Source organism: Achromobacter sp. JD-1 (genome assembly GCF_038594925.1).
In the GTDB taxonomy this organism is placed as follows: Bacteria; Pseudomonadota; Gammaproteobacteria; order Burkholderiales; family Burkholderiaceae_B; genus Achromobacter; species Achromobacter spanius_C.
Genome location: NZ_JBCGCS010000013.1, coordinates 89,259 through 104,518 on the forward strand (window position 1 = coordinate 89,259; position 15,260 = coordinate 104,518).

Below are 15,260 nucleotides of genomic sequence, written 5' to 3' on the forward strand. Positions count from 1 at the left end.
GGAGCCGGCGCAATGGCCGGCGGATGAAATCAGAAAAGGGAGGCTTGCGGATTTCAGCCCTGCAGGGGCGGGGCGCGGGATTGGAACCAGGTGCCGCTGATGGCGATGGCGCTGGTCGGCGCTGCGGACGCGGGCGGTGATGTGGTGGCAGGGGCCGCATGCCAATGAAACGACGACGGCAGCGGCGCATCCAGCAGGTCCCACAGGTCGCACAGGCTGCACTGGCCTGGCTTGTCTTGCGGGTGAGAGTCGTCCTGGCTGGAAGTGGGCGGCTCACCCAGGTGGGTCAGTGCATGGCGAAGGTTGCCGACGGGCGCCAGCAGCAGGCAGGCGCACACCCAGGCGAGCACCGCCCAGCGCGTGAATAGCGGCGGGGTGTTGCGGGGTGGGGGAAGCTGCGAGCGCATCCGTCAACGGCAAGAATAAAGTACGGAATGATATATCGTTTCCTATATGTGCGCGATGCATGCCTTGTCCCGAGAGGGCTGAATGTGTCACTTCAGGCGCGAAGGGCTCGGGCATAATCGTCGACATCGGCGCTTTACGGCATGACACGCCCCGGACGTACAACCCGATGGCCGTGCAAACCGATAAGACAGATAAGAAGCGGAGTAGAGCTCAATGATGAACGCAGTACACCCTTTGTCTTCCATGAACCGGCCCGACGCCTTGCCCTTCGAACCTTTCCAGGATGCGCGGGCCGCCGTCGACCGCTTGTCCGAAATCTATGCGCGCAACACTGCATTCCTGCGCGCCGCCTTCCGCGAAGTGCTCAAAGGCCCCGGCAATGGCCCCGAGCGTGCCCGCGCGTACTACCCGGCCATCCGTATCGTGGTTGAAACCTACGACCCGATCGATACCCGCCTGTCATACGGCCATGTGGCCGAACCCGGCGTGTACCAAACCACCATCACGCAGCCCGAATTGTTCCGCGACTACCTGATCGAACAGGTGGGCCAACTGCTGCAGAACCATCGCGTGGCTGTGGAAGTGGGTGAATCCGATTCCCCCATCCCGCTGCATTTCGCCTTCCCCGAAGGCGCTTATGTTGAAGGCGAGCACCTGGAAGCGCTGAAGCGCCCGCTTCGCGACCTGTTCGACGTGCCCGACTTGGCCGTTACCGACGACGCCATCGTGAATGGTTCCTGGCGTGGCAAAGAGGGTGAACCCAAGCCGCTGGCGCCGTTTACGGCCCAGCGCGTCGACTATTCTCTGCATCGCTTGCAGCACTACACGTCGACGGCGCCCGCGCACTTTCAAAATTTTGTGCTGTTCACCAATTACCAGTTCTATGTTGACGAGTTTTGCGCCCGCGCCCGCGCGCTGATGGCCAGCGGCAACGAAGACTACGAGATGCTGGTCGAACCCGGCAACCGCATCACGCGGCGCGGCGAAAGCGGCCCGGGCGACGAAGGCCAGGGCGTGCGCCTGCCGCAGATGCCTGCCTATCATCTGGTGCGCGGCGACCACTCCGGCATCACGCTGGTCAACATTGGCGTGGGGCCATCCAACGCCAAGACCATCACCGATCACATCGCCGTGCTGCGCCCGCATGCCTGGCTGATGCTGGGCCATTGCGCCGGCCTGCGCGATTCCCAGCGCCTGGGCGACTACGTACTGGCGCACGGCTATGTGCGCGAAGACCACGTGCTGGACGACGACCTGCCCACCTGGGTGCCCGTGCCCGCGCTGGCCGAAGTGCAGGTGGCCTTGGAACAGGCGGTGGAAGAGGTGGCCGGCCTGTCGGGGTGGGACTTGAAACGCATCATGCGCACCGGCACCGTGGCCACCATCGACAACCGCAACTGGGAACTGCGCGACCACGTTGAACTGGTAGAGCGCTTTGCGCAGTCCAGGGCCATTGCGCTGGACATGGAATCCGCGACTATCGCCGCCAATGGTTTCCGCTTCCGCGTGCCGTATGGCACGTTGCTATGTGTATCCGACAAGCCCCTGCACGGTGAATTGAAACTGCCTGGAATGGCCAGCGTTTTCTATCGCCGGCAGGTCAACCAGCACCTGGAAATTGGCATCCGCGCGCTGGAGCGCTTGCGCGACATGCCCCCTGAACGTCTGCATTCACGCAAGCTGCGCACCTTCATGGAAACAGCTTTCCAGTAGGCTTGATCCGTCCCCAAACCCGCGCCGTTTTTGCGGCAGGCGGGTTTGCGCTATTCTCGCGCGTTGCTCGGTAATCCCCGGCTTTCGCGCGGTACTCGCGCGGACGCTTTCAAGACGTGAAGGAATGCATTTTGGCCCCCTCGGAACACGATGAACGCCGCTCCGGCGGCACGCGCGCAGCAAAGGCGGGCGCGCCTTCGGAGTTGCGGCGCACCCTGTCCGCACGCCACCTGACAATGATCGCGGTAGGCGGCTCCATTGGCACCGGTCTCTTCGTGGCCTCGGGCGCAACCATCGCCAGCGCGGGCCCGGGCGGCGCGCTGCTGGGCTATGTGCTGATCGGCGTGATGGTTTACTTCCTGATGACGAGCCTGGGCGAATTGGCCGCCGCCATGCCCGTGTCGGGCTCGTTTTCCACCTATGGCGCGCGCTACGTCGAAGACGGCTTCGGCTTCGCGCTGGGTTGGAACTATTGGTACAACTGGGCGGTAACGGTGGCGGTGGACCTGGTGGCCGCGCAGCTCGTCATGGCTTATTGGTTCCCCGATGTGCCGGGCTTTTACTGGAGCGCCTTGTTCCTGGCGATTACCTTCGGGCTGAACGCGATGTCGGCGCGCGGCTTCGGCGAAGCGGAATTCTGGTTTGCGCTGATCAAGGTCGTGGCCGTGCTGGGCTTTGTGGCCATGGGCGTGATGATGCTGCTGGGCATTATCCGCGGCGGCGAAACCGGTGGGGTGGCCAACTGGACGGTAGGCGATGCGCCATTCGCCGGCGGGTTCGCCGCTTTGATCGGCGTGGCGATGGTGGTGGGGTTTTCGTTCCAGGGAACGGAACTGATCGGTATTGCCGCGGGCGAATCCAAGGACCCGGCCCGCAACCTGCCGCGCGCGGTTCGCCAGGTGTTCTGGCGGATTCTGCTGTTTTACGTCATGGCGATTCTGGTGATCGGCCTGTTGATCCCGTATACCGACCCACACCTGCTGCGCAACGACGTCAAAGACATCAGCGTCAGTCCCTTCGCGCTGATCTTCGAACGGGCTGGTTTGCTGGCGGCGGCCTCCGTCATGAATGCGGTGGTGCTGACGTCGGTATTGTCCGCGGGCAATTCGGGCATGTACGCGGCAACTCGCATGCTGTACAGCCTGGCGCGCGAGGGCAAGGCGCCGCGCATTTTTGGCCGCATTTCGCGCCATGGCGTGCCGATGTGGGCGCTGCTGGCCACGACCGTGGTGGCGGCTTTGTGCTTCTTCACCTTCATCTTCAGCCCGAACGCGGTGTACATCTGGCTGTTGAATACCTCCGGTATGACCGGTTTCATTGCGTGGCTGGGCATCGCCATCAGCCACTATCGTTTTCGGCGCGGCTATGTGAAGCAGGGTCACAGCCTGGCCGACCTGCCTTATGTGTCGCCGTTCTTTCCCTTCGGCCCGATCTTTGCCTTCGTGCTGTGCCTGGTGATCACGCTGGGGCAGAACTACCAGGCGTTTCTACAAGACCGTATCGATTGGGGTGGCGTGGTGGCCACCTACATCGGCATTCCGCTGTTCCTGCTGATCTGGCTGGGCTATCGCCTGGCGCGCGGCTCGCGCTTCATCAGCTACCGGGACATGCGCTTCCCGGAGCCGCGCGCGCGTAGCGAGTATCTGGATTCAGCCTTGCGCGGAGAGCCGGCGGCGGGCGAGGCGCGTTAGGAATAGCAGGCGCTGGATTGCCCGGCAAGCGGGATCCAGCGCCAGGCCGCGCTCAGGCCGTGGGCCGGCACTGCTCAAGCATCCATGCCCCGAACTCGCGCACCAGCGGCGTGTCGGCCTGCGCTTGGGGATAGACGAAGTAATAGGCGTCGGTGCTGCTTAACACTTGCGGAAACAGTTGGATGAGTTCGCCCGTGTCGATCTCGCGCTCAACCAGAAAGCGGGGAAGCAGCGCCGCGCCCAGGCTTGAGGCGGCGGCTTGCGCCAACATGGATGCCTGCTCGAAGTGGGGGCCTTGCATGGCGCGTGCTGAACTGGCGCCGTGCTGGTCGAACCACGTGGCCCACTGGGCTGGGCGTGAGGTCTGGTGCAGCAGCACCACCTGGGCCAGGTCCGAGATATGCCGGATACCATGGCGCCGTTGATAGCCGGGGCTGCACACGGCGATCACTTCTTCGGGCATCAGGTATTCGCACACAGCGCCGGCCCAATAGGGCGCGCCAAAGTGGATGGCTGCGTCAAACGGCTCTTGCGAAAATTCGAAGGGCAGGGTGCGTGACGTGAAGTTGATGGTGACTTCAGGTTTGCGCGCCATGAAGTCCCCCAGGCGGGGAATGAGCCAGCGGGTACCCAAGGTGGGCAGCACTGCCAGATTGAGTTGGTCGCGCCGCGTGCACGCCATGGTGCGGCGCGTGGCGTCGGACAATTGGTGCAGCAGGACGCGCACTTCCGAGGCGTAGGCGCGGCCGGCATCGCTTAACACCACCCGTTGGCGCACGCGATGGAACAGCGTCACGCCAAGTTGCGTTTCAAGTTGGTGAATCTGGCGCGATACGGCGCTTTGCGTCAGGTGAAGTTCATCCGCCGCGCGCGACACGCTGTTGCGCCGGGCGACTGCTTCGAAGGCCAGGAGGTTGGCGACGGGCGGCAGAAAGGTCTTGCGGAACATGGCGATTCCTAATCGGTGTGTCCTGAAAGTAAACCCGCCATGACAACACGCTCGCGCCGGCGCTCGAATAGGAAAAGTCTGGAATGCAAAAAGGCCGCATGACGCGGCCTTGAAACGTGGGCAGCGAGCGTGCCCTACTCGATGTTCTGCGCCTGTTCGCGCATTTGCTCGATCAGCAGTTTCAGATCCATGGCGGCACGCGTCACGTCCATGCTGCCGGCCTTGGACCCCAGGGTATTGGCTTCGCGGTTCATTTCCTGGAACAGGAAATCCAGGCGCTTGCCCGCGCTGCCGGCCTGCTTCTTGCCCGAGGCGGCTTTGCCACCGCCATCGCTCAACAGGTGACGCAATTCCTCAAGGTGTGAACGCAGCCGCGACAATTCTTCCGCAACGTCGATACGCAGCGCGAACAGATTGGCTTCCTGCGACAGGCGTTCGGACAATTCCGTGCCCGAGATATGGGTGAAGCCGCCCGGAAAGGCCGACTCGACGCTTTCGCGCAGCTTGGCGGCCAGCTTTTCGCGATGTTCGGCCAGCAACTGAGGCAGATGCGCCTGGACGATGTCGACCACGCGGGCGACCCCATCAGCGCACTCGCGCATCATGCCGGCCAGGCGTTCGCCTTCGCGCGCGCGGCCTTCCTGCAACTGGATCAAGGCCTGTTGCGCGGCTTGCAAACAAGCGGCACCCCAGATTTGCGGGTCCAGCGCGTCGTTGCCGCGTTGGCCGGGCCAGTTGAACAGTTCCACCAGACGGGGGGGAGAGATATCGGGAACAATGCGGCGAGCCGCCTGGAGCTGCTCGGCCAGGCTTTCCAGCCAGGTCGGGTCCAGCTTGGACAGGTCGGTGCTGGCATTGCGGGTGAACGACACCCGGATCTCGACCTTGCCGCGCGCCAGGTTGGCCGTCAGCAGCTCGCGCAGCGGCGTTTCAACGTGCCGCAGCTCGTCGGGCAAGCGGAAATACAAATCAAGGAATCGGCTGTTGACGCTGCGCAGTTCAATGGCAAGCGTGCCTTGTTCTAGGTCTGCTCGGGCGTTGCCGAAGGCGGTCATGCTGCGAATCATGGGCGTGTCCTGGTGAAGCTTGGGGTAAGAGCCGGTTGCGCCGGGGCCCGCGGCATCCTGGTAAAGGGGGCGGGTCTGTTTATTGAACCGGATATATCGCGGCAGGATACTCCAAGCCGGGATTTCCTGCGGCGGCTGCCCGTACAATGCCGCGAACCCTATTTCTGTCTGGAGTCTGCCTGTGACCACTACGCCCACCATCGCCCGTCCGTCTGGCCGCGCCGTCGACGAACTGCGGCCGTTCAGCCTGGAGCGCGGATTCACGCGCTACGCCGAAGGGTCGGTGCTGGTGAAGGCGGGCGACACGCACGTGCTGTGCACCGCAAGCGTGCTGGAAAAGGTGCCGCCGTTTCTGAAGGGCAAGGGCGAAGGCTGGGTCACGGCGGAATACGGCATGCTGCCGCGCGCAACGCATACGCGCGGTGACCGCGAAGCGGCGCGCGGCAAGCAAAGCGGCCGCACGCAAGAGATTCAACGCCTGATCGGCCGCAGCCTGCGTGCCGTGTTCGACATGCGCGCACTGGGCGAACGCACCTTGCATCTGGATTGCGATGTGCTGCAGGCCGATGGCGGCACCCGCTGCGCCAGCATCACGGGCGCCTGGGTGGCGGCAGCCGACGCCGTGGCCTTGCTGATGCAGCGCGGCGACGTGGCGGTAAACCCGATCCGCGACGCAGTCGCCGCCGTGTCGGTGGGCTTGGTGCAAGGGCGTTCGGTGCTGGACCTGGACTACCAGGAAGATTCCGCCTGCGACGCCGACGTTAACGTCATCATGACGGGCAGCGGCGCGTTCGTGGAAGTGCAGGGCACCGGCGAAGGCGCAACCTTCACTCGCGCTGAACTGGACACCATGCTGGTTTTGGCGGAAGGCGGCATTGCGCAGTTGGTCCAGGCGCAGCGCGCTGCGCTGGTGTGACCTTTGTAGGATGGGTGAAGCGCGAGAGGCGGGTTGCAAGAATTCGGTTGGGAAACGCGCGTAACCCATCGTTCGGTGGTGATTTTTGGCCTTGTTGGTTCTTTGGCGAAATCGGCCTAATCCTCACCGCTGCTTGATGGGTTTCGCGCGTTCGATTTCATTTTTCTATTTAATGGGATCTTCGCGCTGCACCCATCCTACGTGGGCAACAGGGCGCTTACTTTCTCTGCCTTTTCCAAGGCCCAGATTTTATCTATCAGGCCGCGTAGTTCCTGTTCCGTTGCCGCATTGGCGTAGCGGCCCAGGCTGAGCGTCTTGTCTTCGATTTCCGGGCGGCTCAGGGTGTTGCCGGGGTCGCCCTTGGGTTCGTCGACGCGGCCGTGCAGGGTGCGGCCGTCGCGTGTGGTGACGGTGACTTTACCGATCCAACGTTGCGGATAGGCGTTGTCGACCTCCGGGTCCAGCGCCATCTCCACTTTCCCACGGAACGCCGCGACCGCCGGATCATCCAGCCCCGCATCAAATTCCGCCAAGCCCGCGCGTCCTTGGCGGGCGATCAGCGCCAGCACCGTGCCCATTGAAAACTTGGACTGGTGCACCGTTTGTGGGTTGACCACCGGGCCCAGCACATCGATCGCGCCCTGGTGCACATGCGCCACCACGCGCTCGACATCCGCCTCGGTCAGCTTGTTGTCCCGCAGCGCCTGTTGCAAGGCGTCCGCCGCCGGGTGCGTGTGACGGCACGACGCATGGAACTTGAATGACGTTTCCGCCAAGGCCCAGCGTTCACCCAGGCGGTCGCAAAGCTTCGAGGGATCGGCATCGGTCGACATACCCGCCGCCATGCCCTGCGGGCCTTCCAGGATGTGGCGCGCGCCGGTGAAGCCCTCTTGCGCCAAGTAGGCGGCGGTCATGCCGTCGGCTGCTGCCTTGGCCGTATGCAGTTGCTTGGAGTCGGCCGCATCGCGCAGAAACTCCCACAGGCCCGCCGCCTGCGTGCCGGCCGAGCCCAGGGCGTGCAGCATCTGGTCGGGCGTGAGATTGAGCAGGCGGCCGGTGGTGACGGCGGCGGCCAAGGTGCCGGCCGTGCCCGTCGTGTGGAAAATCTTGTAGTGCGAGCGACCCAGGAATTCCCCCACCCGGATGCCCACTTCATAGCCCGCCACCGACGCCACCAACAGATCACGGCCCGAACTGCCCAGCGCCTGCGCAACCGCCAGGGCAGGCGGAAACACCACGGCGGCCGGATGGAACACCGAACCGTTGTGGACGTCGTCCTGTTCCACCACATGGGCCGCCGCCGCGTTCACCATGGCGGCAAACAGCGGCGTGGTGCGGCGGCGGTTGATCAGCACTTCGCTGGGGCCATCGGCTGGCCCCATCGTAGCGGCATAGCGGTCAATGGCCAGCACGGCGCGCGCCGACGCGCCGGCGAGTATCGACGCCAGGCAATCCAGCAGCAGGTCTTCGGCGCGGCGCAACACCGGCGCGGGAATGTCTTCGTAGCGCAGGTTGGCGGCGAAGGCGGCCAGTTCGGCGCTTAGATCGGAGGTATCTTTGCTTGCAGTCATGAGCATTGGCGTCGGGGTCAGAAGGAACGGGGCAAGCCCAGGATGTGTTCGGCAACGTAAGACAGAATCAGGTTCGTCGAAATCGGCGCAACCTGATAAAGCCGCGTTTCGCGGAACTTGCGTTCCACGTCGTATTCGGTGGCGAAGCCGAAGCCGCCGTGAAATTGCAAGCAGGCGTTGGCGGCTTCCCACGATGCATCCGCGGCCAGCAGCTTGGCCATGTTGGCCTGCGCGCCGCAGGGTTGGTGCGCGTCGAACAAGCGGCAGGCTTCGTAACGCATCAGGCTGGCGGCTTCCACGTTGATGTGGGCGCGGGCGATGGGAAATTGCACGCCCTGGTTCTGGCCGATGGGGCGGCCGAACACCATGCGTTCCTTGGCGTAGGCGGTGACCTTGTCCACGAACCAGTAGCCGTCGCCGATGCACTCGGCGGCAATCAGCGTGCGTTCGGCGTTCAGGCCATCCAGGATGTACTTGAAGCCTTTGCCTTCTTCACCGATCAGGTTTTCGACGGGAATTTCCAGGTTATCGAAAAACAATTCATTGGTCTCGTGATTGACCATGTTGGGAATGGGCCGGATCGTCATGCCGTGCTTGACGGCGTGGTGCAGGTCCACCAGGAAGATCGACATGCCTTCGGATTTGCGCGTGACCTGGTCCAGTGGCGTGGTGCGCGCCAGCAGGATCATCAAGTCCGAATGCTGCACGCGCGAAATCCAGACCTTCTGGCCATTGATGACGTAGCGGTCGCCACGGCGCACGGCGGTGGTCTTGATCTTGGTGGTGTCGGTGCCGGTGGTGGGTTCGGTAACGCCCATCGACTGCAACCGCAGTTCGCCCGCGGCGATGCGCGGCAGGTACTCGCGTTTTTGCGCTTCCGAGCCGTGGCGCAGCAAGGTGCCCATGTTGTACATCTGGCCGTGGCAGGCGCCAGAATTGCCGCCGCTGCGGTTGATTTCTTCCATGATGACCGACGCTTCGGTCAAGCCCAGCCCCGAGCCGCCGTATTCCTGGGGAATCAGCGCGGCCAGCCAGCCGGCCTCGGTCAGTGCGCGGACAAAGTCTTCGGGGTAGCCGCGTTCTTCATCAACCTTGCGGAAATACTCGCCGGGAAATTGCGCGCAAAGATCGCGCACGGCTTCGCGGATGTCCTGATAGTCGTGTGAGGCGTGGGGCATAGGGGTGTGGGGAGAGACAAGGGGATGGATCGGTACAGCATCGAATGTGCCGCATGGGCGCGGCCGTGCCAATTCACAATTCCTTAATACGGGGTTCCTGTTCGCAAAAGCGCACTTTCATGACGGGCGTTGGTCAGTGTTCAGAGTAGTTGTGTCAAGAAATTGCCAAACTGCCTGTCCATAATCCATGGCACTGCGCCTGACGGCGCCCGGTTTCAGACGGATGGATATGCGGAAAAATCTTAGGGTCACCACGGCGGTATCGGCCATTCTGGCGTTGTTTGTGCTGCTGTTCGCGATTGCGGCGGCGGCGGGCATCGCGGTATTGCGCGACAACCGCGCCGACATCGAAGCCCTGGGCCGGGGCAGTATCGAACGCGCCAGCGATCTGGCCGACATGACCAGCCGCTTGTTCCAGGCGCGGGCCGCGCTGGCTGATGCCAAAACCAGCATGGAAGGTGGGTTGGAAGAGGCGCGCAACCAGTCGCTGGCGCATGCCGAGGCGCTGCTCAAGCAGGCGGGCGAAAGCCTGGCGCAACTGCGCGCCAACCCGGACACCAGCGCGCAAGGCGGCCCGCTGTATGAACAACTGCTGGCGGCCTACACCGCCTTCGCGGACCAGACCATGACGCCCATGCTGCAAGCGACGCAGGCGTGGAACGGCATTGAAGTGAACCGGCTGGTGGACAAGGTGCTGCCGGCCAGCGGCGCGGCCTATGTGAAGCAGGCGGATGCCTACCAGACCTATGCGCGCGAACAAGGCCAGGCGGCGGTGGCCAGCGCCAGCCAAACGTTGCAGCACGTCATCATGGTGGCCGGCGCGGTGCTGGCGGTGGTGCTGGTGCTGGCCGTGTTGATCCGGCTCGCATTTCGGCGCAGCATTTTGCGTCCGCTGAACGAGGCGGGCGCGCACTTTGATCGGATTGCGGACGGGGATCTGACCGGCGCGATCGCCATGCGCGGCGACAATGAAATCGGCGTCCTGTATTCCGCCATGCGCCGCATGCAGACGGGCCTGTCGGCGGCGGTGGCATCGGTGCGCCGGGGCGTCGAGGAAATTCATACCGGGTCCGGCGAGATCGCGGCAGGGGGCGCGGATATGTCCGACCGCACCGCGCGCCAGGCCGGGTCCTTGCAGGAAGCCGCCGCCAACATGACGCAGTTGGCCCACACCGTCCAGCTCACGGCGGGCAATGCCGACCTGGCCAGCCGCCAGGCCGAAAGCGCCACGCAGCTGGCTCAGCGCGGTGGCCGCGCGGTGGACGAGGTCGTGCAAAGCATGCAGGGCATTGCCGACAGCGCGCGTCGCATCGGCGAAATTGTGGGCGTGGTGGACAGCATCGCCTTTCAGACCAACATCCTGGCCTTGAACGCCGCCGTCGAGGCGGCCCGGGCGGGCGAGCAGGGCAAGGGTTTCGCGGTGGTGGCGGGCGAGGTGCGCTCGCTGGCGCAACGCAGTGCGCAGGCGGCCAAGGAAATCAAGGGGTTGATCGAAGACTCCGCGTCGCGCGTGCAGGCCGGCGTGCGGCAGGTGAACCTGGCGGGCGACACCATGCGCGACATGGTGGTCTCGGTGGACCGAGTGACGCAGATCGTGGCCGAAATTTCAAACGCCACGGCCGAGCAGGCCGCGGGCATCGCGTCGGTGAACGATGCGGTGGCGGACATTGAACGGACCACGCAGGAAAACGCCGCCATGGTCGAACAGACCGCGGCCGCAGCGGCGGCCCTGGAAATTCAGGCGCAAGGCCTGCGCCGCGCGGTGGCCGTGTTCCAGATCGCCCAGGCGGCGCAGAACGCGTCCGCCGTGCAGGCCTCGGTCGGCCAGTTAATCGGCCAGTTGGGGCAAGACGCCGCCGGTGTAGCGCTCGATCACCAGCGACAGGTTCCCATGCTTGACCTTGTGCTTGACGTTCGCGGCGGCCGACGCGATGTCCTCCGGGCGGATGCGCTCGCATAGTGACGGGGTGACGGTCAGCGCGCCGACACCCAGCGTTACGAAGGGGAAGAAGCGCGGCACACCGTAGCGGTCTTCCGCTTCGATGCCGCCATTCTTGCGGCCCAGGTCGTCGTACAGGGCTGTTGCCTGTTCGTTGAATTCCGCAATGATGCGCTGTACGCGCTCGGTCCAATCCGGGCTGCGGAACAGCACCACGAAATCGTCACCGCCCACATGGCCGACAAAGTCGCGCAACGGGTCGCAATGGTGCTTGATCACCTCGGCGGTCAGCATGATCATGTCGTCGCCCCGCCAGTAGCCGTAGACGTCGTTGAAGGGCTTGAAGTTGTTCAAGTCGCCATAGCAAACGGTGAAGTCGGCCGCGTCTTCCAGCAGGGTTGCAATGTGGCGGCTGATGGGAATGTTGCCGGGCAGGGACGTCAGGGGGTTGGCGTAGCGCGCCGCCTCGATCCGCATTTCGGTCACGGAACGCACCAGGGTTTCGCCGGTTGCCAAGCCGTCGTAACGGCCGTCCCGCGTGATGATCAGGCCGTCCATCAGGTAGCGTTGGTCTTCCGAAATCAGCACATGGCTGAGCTGGTCGATGGACACGTTCAGGTCCACCAGTACCGGCTCGGCGTTCATGAACGTGGAGCATCTATCTCGGCCAAACAGTTCGCGCGTGTAGCGTTGCGCGTAGTGTTCCGAGAAATCGCGCCGGTTGATGATGCCTACCGGCCGGTTGTCGGCGTCGACCACCGCCACGGCGTGCATGGTCTTGTGTTCGATAAAAAGCCGGTGCACGTCATCGTTGGTGTGCTTGTCCAGCAGCGCGGCGGGTGCCTCCACGCGCAGGCTGGCCGCCGTGCCCCCCGCCGCGCGTTGCGACAAGGGGGCGGTGCTGCGCACGCGCAATGAATCGCGTACGGGCGCGGTCAGTTCGGTCAGCAGCGTTTCTTCAGGCCGGCCCAAGAACCAGCCCTGGGCGTAGCGGATGTCCAGTTCTCGCACCACCGCCAGGTCTTCGGCCGTCTCGATGCCTTCGGCCACGATCGCCGTGCCCAGGTGCTGGGCCACTTTCAGAATGGCGCGCACCATGCTTTGTTTGCGGTCGTCGTGGCCGATGCCGTCGAAGAAATAGCGGTCTATCTTGACCAGGTCGGGCTGAATTTCCGACCACAACTGCAAGTTCGAGTTGCCCACGCCATAGTCATCCAGCGCGATGCGCATGCCGTGCTCGCGCAGGCAGGCAAAGGCATTGCCCAGTTCGCCGATGTGGTCGGACAGCGGGTCTTGTTCGGTCAGTTCAACGATGATGCTGGAGGCTGGCAACGTGCAATCTTCCAGCAGGTGCCGCGGCATGTCGCTGCCCCACAGCGTCCAGTAGTGGATCAGCGCCGACCCGGACAGGTTCAGGAACAGCTTGCCGGAGGCGTCGTGGTCGTGAAACCCCTGCGCCCCGGCTCGAAAGCTGGCCAGTTCCAGTTGCGGATGCAGGCCGCGCCGCCGGGCTTCGGCGAACAGAGCGTCTGGAAAGTGCAGGGCGGTATCGGCGGGGCCGCGAATCAGGCTTTCGTGCCCGTAGATGCGGGTGTGCGACAGGTCAACCACCGGCTGATAGCGGGGCCGCAACAAGCGGTCTTGCAAAATGCCGGCCAAGCCGACGGGTGCGGGCGCATCGCCCGACAGGGTGAATGGCGTGCGGGCCGCAGTCGGCCGAGGCAAAGCGTGAAGAGAGGTCATCGCCGAGGCGTTCAGATACGATCAGTGACAAGATTGCTAATGTTGACGACACAATATGTCTGCGTTGTTGCCGGTGAACGCGACGCGCAATCTTCAAGTGCTGTTACATGGGTGTCAACCGAGATTTGCCCTTGCTTTGCATCCGGACAGGGGCCGCCCGCCTGCCCACGCCCTATACAATTTGCCCCATGACTTCCCCCAAGATTCCCGAATCCCTGCGCCGCATCGTGCTGGCGTCCAACAATGCTGGCAAATTGCGTGAGTTCTCCGCCTTGTTCGCGCCGCTGGGCGTTGAACTCGTGCCCCAAGGCGAGCTGGGCGTGCCCGAAGCCGAAGAGCCGCACGTAACCTTTGTTGAAAATGCCTTGGCCAAGGCGCGCCATGCTAGCCGCTTGACCGGTCTGCCGGCGTTGGCCGACGACTCCGGCCTGTGCGTGGCCGCACTGGAAGCTGCCCCCGGCGTGTATTCCGCCCGTTACGCCCAGATGCACGGCGGCGAAAAATCCGACCAGGCCAATAACACGTTGCTGGTACGCAACCTGGCGGGTGTTACCGACCGCCACGCCTGGTATGTGGCGGTGCTGGCTCTGGTGCGTTCGGAAAACGACCCGTGTCCCATCATTGGCGAAGGCCTGTGGCACGGCGAGATCATCGACCAGCCCGAAGGCGCGAACGGCTTTGGCTACGACCCGCACTTCTACCTGCCCGACATGGCGTTGACGGCGGCCTCGCTTGACCCTGAAGAAAAGAACCGCGTCAGCCATCGCGCCCGCGCCTTGCGCGAACTGCTGAGCAAACTCAGCCACGCCTAACCCGCATGTCCATCACCATTCCGATCCGCAACGACATGGGCGCGTCGCCGTCGCGCGTGCGCCTGCCGCCCGGCGCCACGCTGACCAGTCTGCCGCCGCTGTCCATTTATGTGCATGTGCCGTGGTGCGTGCGCAAATGCCCGTATTGCGACTTCAATTCCCACGCCGCGCCGGGCGAGATCCCCGAACGCGCGTATCTGGACGCGTTGCGCAGCGACCTTGAACAGGCGCTGCCTTCCATCTGGGGCAGGCAGGTGGTGTCCGTGTTCATTGGCGGTGGCACACCCAGCCTGTTGTCGTCAGCCGGCTTGGATGAACTGCTGGCCATGCTGCGCGCCTGTTTGAATCTATGGCCTGACGCCGAGATCACCATGGAAGCCAACCCCGGCACCGCCGAGGCCAGCCGCTTTCGCGACTATGCAGCAAGCGGCGTCACGCGCTTTTCGCTGGGCATCCAGAGCTTTGACGACGCGCAACTGCAAAAGCTGGGCCGCATCCATGACGCCGCACAGGCCCGCGCCGCCATCGATATGGCGCAACGCGCCGTCTCGCGCGTGAATCTGGACATAATGTTTGCCTTGCCCGGCCAAAGCCTGGACGCCTGTGTGGCGGACCTGCGCCAGGCCATCTCGTTCGGCACCGAGCATCTGTCGCTGTATCACCTGACGATGGAACCCAACACCGTCTTCGCCAAGTTCCCGCCCGCCGAACTGCCCGATGACGACACCAGCGCGGCCATGCAGGACGCGGTCGAAGCCGAACTCGCGGCAGCCGGCTTGGCGCGCTACGAGGTCTCTGCCTATGCCAAGGCTGGCGCGCGTTGCCGCCACAACCTGAATTACTGGGAGTTTGGCGACTACCTGGGCATCGGGCCCGGCGCGCACGGCAAGCTGTCATTTCACGACCGTATCGTGCGTGAAGCCCGGCTGCGCAATCCGGATTCCTGGATGCAGGCAGCCATGGCGCGCGACGGCAGCCATCTGGCCGAAAGCCGGCAGGTGGGGCCGGACGAGCTGCCCTTTGAATTCATGCTCAACGCGCTGCGCCTGAAGGACGGCGTACCGGCCACGGCGTTCAACGAACGCACCGGTTTGTCGCTTGCCACCATTGCGCACCAATTGGAGGCAGCATCGAAACGGGGCTTGCTGGATGCGGATCCAACCCGGCTGAAGGCCACGCCCTTGGGGTGGCGCTTTCTGAACGACTTGCAGGAAATGTTCCTGTAGTTGCTTTTGCACCAAAACGGAGCAATCATGCTCCATCTTTTGCACCA

Annotated in this window: 11 protein-coding genes and 1 pseudogene; 6 read left to right on the forward strand and 6 right to left on the reverse strand. The window is 63.9% G+C overall.

The features are described 5' to 3' along the window. Positions 1-53: 53 nt before the first annotated feature. Positions 54-407: a hypothetical protein gene (locus WBR68_RS19980; RefSeq protein WP_050446887.1), complete on the reverse strand. Its 354-nt coding sequence runs from the start codon at positions 405-407 to the stop codon at positions 54-56. A gap of 214 nt (positions 408-621) precedes the next feature. Between WBR68_RS19980 and WBR68_RS19985 the strand changes: the two genes are divergently transcribed. Beyond that, positions 622-2,121, forward strand: a complete 1,500-nt coding sequence (locus WBR68_RS19985) for an AMP nucleosidase (RefSeq protein ID WP_370641256.1) — start codon at positions 622-624, stop codon at positions 2,119-2,121. 131 nt (positions 2,122-2,252) lie between these two features. Continuing rightward, positions 2,253-3,812, forward strand: a complete 1,560-nt coding sequence (locus tag WBR68_RS19990) for an amino acid permease (protein WP_050446886.1) — start codon at positions 2,253-2,255, stop codon at positions 3,810-3,812. Between the two features lie 52 nt (positions 3,813-3,864). Here WBR68_RS19990 and WBR68_RS19995 read toward each other — a convergent pair whose 3' ends face one another. Both WBR68_RS19995 and WBR68_RS20000 read right to left on the reverse strand, forming a co-directional pair. Next, positions 3,865-4,761, reverse strand: coding sequence for a LysR family transcriptional regulator (locus WBR68_RS19995; protein WP_050446885.1), 897 nt, complete (start codon positions 4,759-4,761; stop codon positions 3,865-3,867). A 134-nt stretch (positions 4,762-4,895) separates the two neighbouring features. Next, positions 4,896-5,828 carry a YicC/YloC family endoribonuclease gene (locus WBR68_RS20000; protein ID WP_050446884.1) on the reverse strand — a complete coding sequence of 311 codons (933 nt, stop codon included), beginning with the start codon at positions 5,826-5,828 and terminating at the stop codon, positions 4,896-4,898. Between the two features lie 181 nt (positions 5,829-6,009). Here WBR68_RS20000 and rph point away from each other — a divergent pair, with 181 nt between their 5' ends. Further along, a complete protein-coding gene (rph, locus tag WBR68_RS20005) occupies positions 6,010-6,744 on the forward strand; it encodes a ribonuclease PH (RefSeq protein WP_050446883.1) in 735 nt (244 codons plus the stop codon). Between the two features lie 197 nt (positions 6,745-6,941). On the opposite strand, the gene WBR68_RS20010 is transcribed toward rph, so the two are convergent. Beyond that, entirely contained in the window at positions 6,942-8,315 is a 1,374-nt protein-coding gene (locus tag WBR68_RS20010) for an MmgE/PrpD family protein (RefSeq protein WP_230695055.1), read from the reverse strand. A 17-nt stretch (positions 8,316-8,332) separates the two neighbouring features. Then, positions 8,333-9,493: an acyl-CoA dehydrogenase family protein gene (locus WBR68_RS20015; RefSeq protein ID WP_050446881.1), complete on the reverse strand. Its 1,161-nt coding sequence runs from the start codon at positions 9,491-9,493 to the stop codon at positions 8,333-8,335. 229 nt (positions 9,494-9,722) lie between these two features. Between WBR68_RS20015 and WBR68_RS20020 the strand changes: the two are divergent. Beyond that, positions 9,723-11,159: pseudogene (locus tag WBR68_RS20020) on the forward strand (methyl-accepting chemotaxis protein); the annotation flags it as partial. A gap of 162 nt (positions 11,160-11,321) precedes the next feature. Here WBR68_RS20020 and WBR68_RS20025 read toward each other — a convergent pair. Next, a complete protein-coding gene (locus WBR68_RS20025) occupies positions 11,322-13,175 on the reverse strand; it encodes an EAL domain-containing protein (RefSeq protein WP_230695056.1) in 1,854 nt (617 codons plus the stop codon). Between the two features lie 188 nt (positions 13,176-13,363). On the opposite strand from WBR68_RS20025, the gene rdgB reads away from it, so the two are divergent. Next, on the forward strand, positions 13,364-13,987 hold the full coding sequence (gene rdgB, locus WBR68_RS20030) for an RdgB/HAM1 family non-canonical purine NTP pyrophosphatase (protein ID WP_230695057.1): 624 nt from the start codon (positions 13,364-13,366) through the stop codon (positions 13,985-13,987). 5 nt (positions 13,988-13,992) lie between these two features. Further along, positions 13,993-15,213: a radical SAM family heme chaperone HemW gene (gene hemW, locus WBR68_RS20035; protein ID WP_230695058.1), complete on the forward strand. Its 1,221-nt coding sequence runs from the start codon at positions 13,993-13,995 to the stop codon at positions 15,211-15,213. Positions 15,214-15,260: the final 47 nt, after the last annotated feature.

What these genes read in the sequence shown, in the direction of transcription:
- WBR68_RS19980 (WP_050446887.1), bottom strand. Translation starts at nt 407, where the DNA reads ATGCGCTCGCAGCTTCCCCCACCCCGCAACACCCCGCCGCTATTCACG.
- WBR68_RS19985 (WP_370641256.1), top strand. Translation starts at nt 622, where the DNA reads ATGATGAACGCAGTACACCCTTTGTCTTCCATGAACCGGCCCGACGCC.
- WBR68_RS19995 (WP_050446885.1), bottom strand. Translation starts at nt 4,761, where the DNA reads ATGTTCCGCAAGACCTTTCTGCCGCCCGTCGCCAACCTCCTGGCCTTC.
- WBR68_RS20000 (WP_050446884.1), bottom strand. Translation starts at nt 5,828, where the DNA reads ATGATTCGCAGCATGACCGCCTTCGGCAACGCCCGAGCAGACCTAGAA.
- WBR68_RS20010 (WP_230695055.1), bottom strand. Translation starts at nt 8,315, where the DNA reads ATGACTGCAAGCAAAGATACCTCCGATCTAAGCGCCGAACTGGCCGCC.
- WBR68_RS20015 (WP_050446881.1), bottom strand. Translation starts at nt 9,493, where the DNA reads ATGCCCCACGCCTCACACGACTATCAGGACATCCGCGAAGCCGTGCGC.
- WBR68_RS20025 (WP_230695056.1), bottom strand. Translation starts at nt 13,175, where the DNA reads ATGACCTCTCTTCACGCTTTGCCTCGGCCGACTGCGGCCCGCACGCCA.
- rdgB (WP_230695057.1), top strand. Translation starts at nt 13,364, where the DNA reads ATGACTTCCCCCAAGATTCCCGAATCCCTGCGCCGCATCGTGCTGGCG.
- hemW (WP_230695058.1), top strand. Translation starts at nt 13,993, where the DNA reads ATGTCCATCACCATTCCGATCCGCAACGACATGGGCGCGTCGCCGTCG.